Consider the following 2,824-nt stretch of genomic DNA (forward strand, 5'->3'; position numbering starts at 1 on the left):
CCGAAAGAGGACAATAAATTGTCCTCTTTCGGCGTTGGCGGGAGATGTCAGACAGGCACGTCTTATGAAAAACACTCGCCGCCCCTACCCCCCTCCCCTTCGGGGCCAAAACAACCCCTCAGTCTCGCTCCTTCGGGCTCGCCAGCCCCCCTTGCAGGGGGGCCAAATAAACCGGGGGCCTAAAACGCGCCTCTTCTTTTGCCTCCCCTGAAAGGGGAGGTGCCGAACGAGTGAGGCGGAGGGGTTGTCGTCTGCGCCTCGCCAACGCAAACTGTTGCGTTGGCGAGATAGCGACCGACACAGCATCGCAGCCTGACGGCCGCGGAAAGCTGGTCGTCTGCTAGAACGTCCAGATCAGCGAGACGTAGAACGTCCGGCCCTGGAGCGGGTACCACAACATGCGCTCCGGCCCCGTCCCCACCGCAAAGAGCTTCAGGTCCGGCCCCTTGTCGAAGAGGTCGTCCACCCCCAGAACCAGCTTCAGGTTCTCCTTGGGCTGCCAGCGGACGCCCAGCCCGGCGGTCAGCAGGTCCGTCCAGCCCACCTCGCCCTGCATGTCGTAGTAGTTCCTGCCCACGTAGCGCAGCTCCGCAAAGGCCGAGGACCGCTCCCACTTCCGGGTCGCCCTCAGCAGCCCCTCCCACTCGGGCCGGTTCGCCAGAGGGTCACCGTCCATGTAGCCCGGCGTCTCGTTCTTCGGGTCCATCCAGGTGGCGGCCAGGTAGAGGGCCCACTTCGCCCACTCCGCACTCACCTCCAGCTCCGTCCCGATCACCCTGGCCTTTCCGATGTTCACGTACTGGGCAAACCGGGGGTTGGTCATCAGGTAGTCGATCAGGTCGTCCGAGTGGCGGCCGAAGGCCGTCAACTCCGCCGTGGCCTCCCCGCCCCACAGCTGCCCCTTCCAGGCCAACCCGACGTCCCACTGCGTCCCGCTCTCCCACCTCAGGCTGGGGTTGGGGATGACGAACGCCCCGTCCCCGTAGAGCTCGTAGAGGTTCGGGGCCCGGTTGTACGTGCCGCCCGTCAGTTTCAGGGTCCACTCCCGGCTCATCCTCCAGTCCAGCGCCGCCCCCCACGAGAACTCCGTGCGGCCGTCGGCGGCGTTCCAGCGTACCACCGGGGTCAGCCAGAGGTCGTCCCCTCTGCCCAGCCCGATGGTGTCCTGGACCTGGGCGTTCCAACTGTAGCGGTTGTGCTCCCGAAATCCGCGCATCTTCTTCACGACGTCCCCGTCCGTGTTCAGGGTCTCGTCGTAGTAGTTCCAGAGGAACTCCAGCAGGTGGTGGTCCCCGACGGGCAGCGCGCCGTCCAGGGCGAAGCTCAGGCGGTCCGTGTCGTAGCGGTTGTGCTGCTCGCCCCAGCCCCCGATCGTGTCCGCGGGATCGTCGTACCTCTTGCTCTGCCCCAGGTACTCCGCGCGGAACCCCCATTCCAGGTCGCCCCAGGTCTGGCGCCGCGCCAGGACCACGTTCCACTGATCGACGCGGAAGTCCGCGCCCCGCGGGCTCTCCGGCTTGTCCGCTCCGGGGGCCGGGTAAGGCAGCGCGCGGTCGTTCCGTTTCCAGCCGCCCTCGACGCGCCAGTGGTCGTCGTTCCACTTCAGCAGCACGTCCGTGTTTGCATAACGGTTGTTCTCGCGATCCGCCTCGTAGTCGTCGGTCGGAGTGTAGGGAGTGTTGTTGTCGTTGGGATATCTGAAATCGCCGTCGGTGCGGTCGTGGTTGAGGCCCAGAAACAGGCTGCCGCCGCCAAGCGGTGCGTCCCAGGCCAGGCCGGCCCGTGCCCGTCCCCAGGAGCCCGCTCCAAGCGAGAGGGTCCCGCCGGACTTTTCGGGCTTCTTCGTGACGATGTTGATGACGCCGCCCATGGAGGCCCCTCCGAACCGGGAGGGAATGTAGCCGCGGTAGACCTCGATGCGCTCGACGTTCTCGACGGGGATCGTGGAGAGGTCCACCGCCGCCTCGCTGCCCAGGTTCATCAGGACCCCGTCCACGTAGACCGCCACCTGCGCGGCGCTGCTGCCGCGGATGGAGGCCACCGTATAGGCCCCGCGCCCCTTGGTCTCCACGACGTGGAGGCCCGGAACCTGCTTCAGGAGCTCCGGAAGGTTCTTCTGCTCCCCCTTCATCTCCTGGGGGCGCACCACCGTCACCGATCCGGGGGAGAGGAGCAGCTTGTCCTCGTCCTCCACGGGGGGAGCGACGACCCGCTCCTCGGGGAGCTCCGTCGTCCCCAGGGCAGGACCCACGGCCCCCAGCACGAAAACGGGGGTAAGCGCAAAGAGCAAAAGGACAAAGGCAGGGGAAGGGGGTCCGACCTTCATCGGCGCGCATCTCCTCTCTCCATTTAGACAACAGGAGGAGCCCCTCGAGGACTCCTCCCACATACCCGACTCCAGAAACACATTGCCGACACCCGTCCCCCGAGGCGTTCGGCAAAACGGACGTTCGGCAGGTCTCCTGGCTTGCGGTCCTCCTACTCCCGAGCCTTCTCGTCCCGGCCACAGCCGGAGAACAATGGCATCCATCGGTTTCGTCGCGCTCACAGTGGCGGGGCCGTTCCGGATTCGCACCGGATTCCCTGCGCCGAACTCCACGTGAAGATTCATGTGCAAATCGCAATAGTATTATACCGCAAAAAGACGATGTAATTCTTCTATAAAGTGGAAATGCCGATACCAATTTGCGTTTAATTTTAAGAAAAGCCTCCCCGAAGGGGAGAGCTGCCCCGCAGGGGCTGGGACTGACGGCCCGTGAGCGTCAGCGAACGGCTGCCGGAAGGCTCCCCGAAGGGGAGGGGTTGTTGTTGAACCTGAGGATCA

The 2,824-nt window shown here is 65.2% G+C and carries 1 protein-coding gene and 1 riboswitch; the gene reads right to left on the reverse strand.

What is annotated here, in order from left to right; all coding sequences use genetic code 11:
- Positions 1 to 340: 340 nt before the first annotated feature.
- Positions 341 to 2,326, reverse strand: a complete 1,986-nt coding sequence (locus SY1_RS06225) for a TonB-dependent receptor plug domain-containing protein (RefSeq protein ID WP_015556526.1) — start codon at positions 2,324 to 2,326, stop codon at positions 341 to 343.
- Between the two features lie 109 nt (positions 2,327 to 2,435).
- Positions 2,436 to 2,608: riboswitch (cobalamin riboswitch) on the reverse strand.
- Positions 2,609 to 2,824 lie beyond the last annotated feature (216 nt).

Origin of the sequence: Fretibacterium fastidiosum (genome assembly GCF_000210715.1) — a bacterium.
Lineage (GTDB): Bacteria > Synergistota > Synergistia > Synergistales > Aminobacteriaceae > Fretibacterium > Fretibacterium fastidiosum.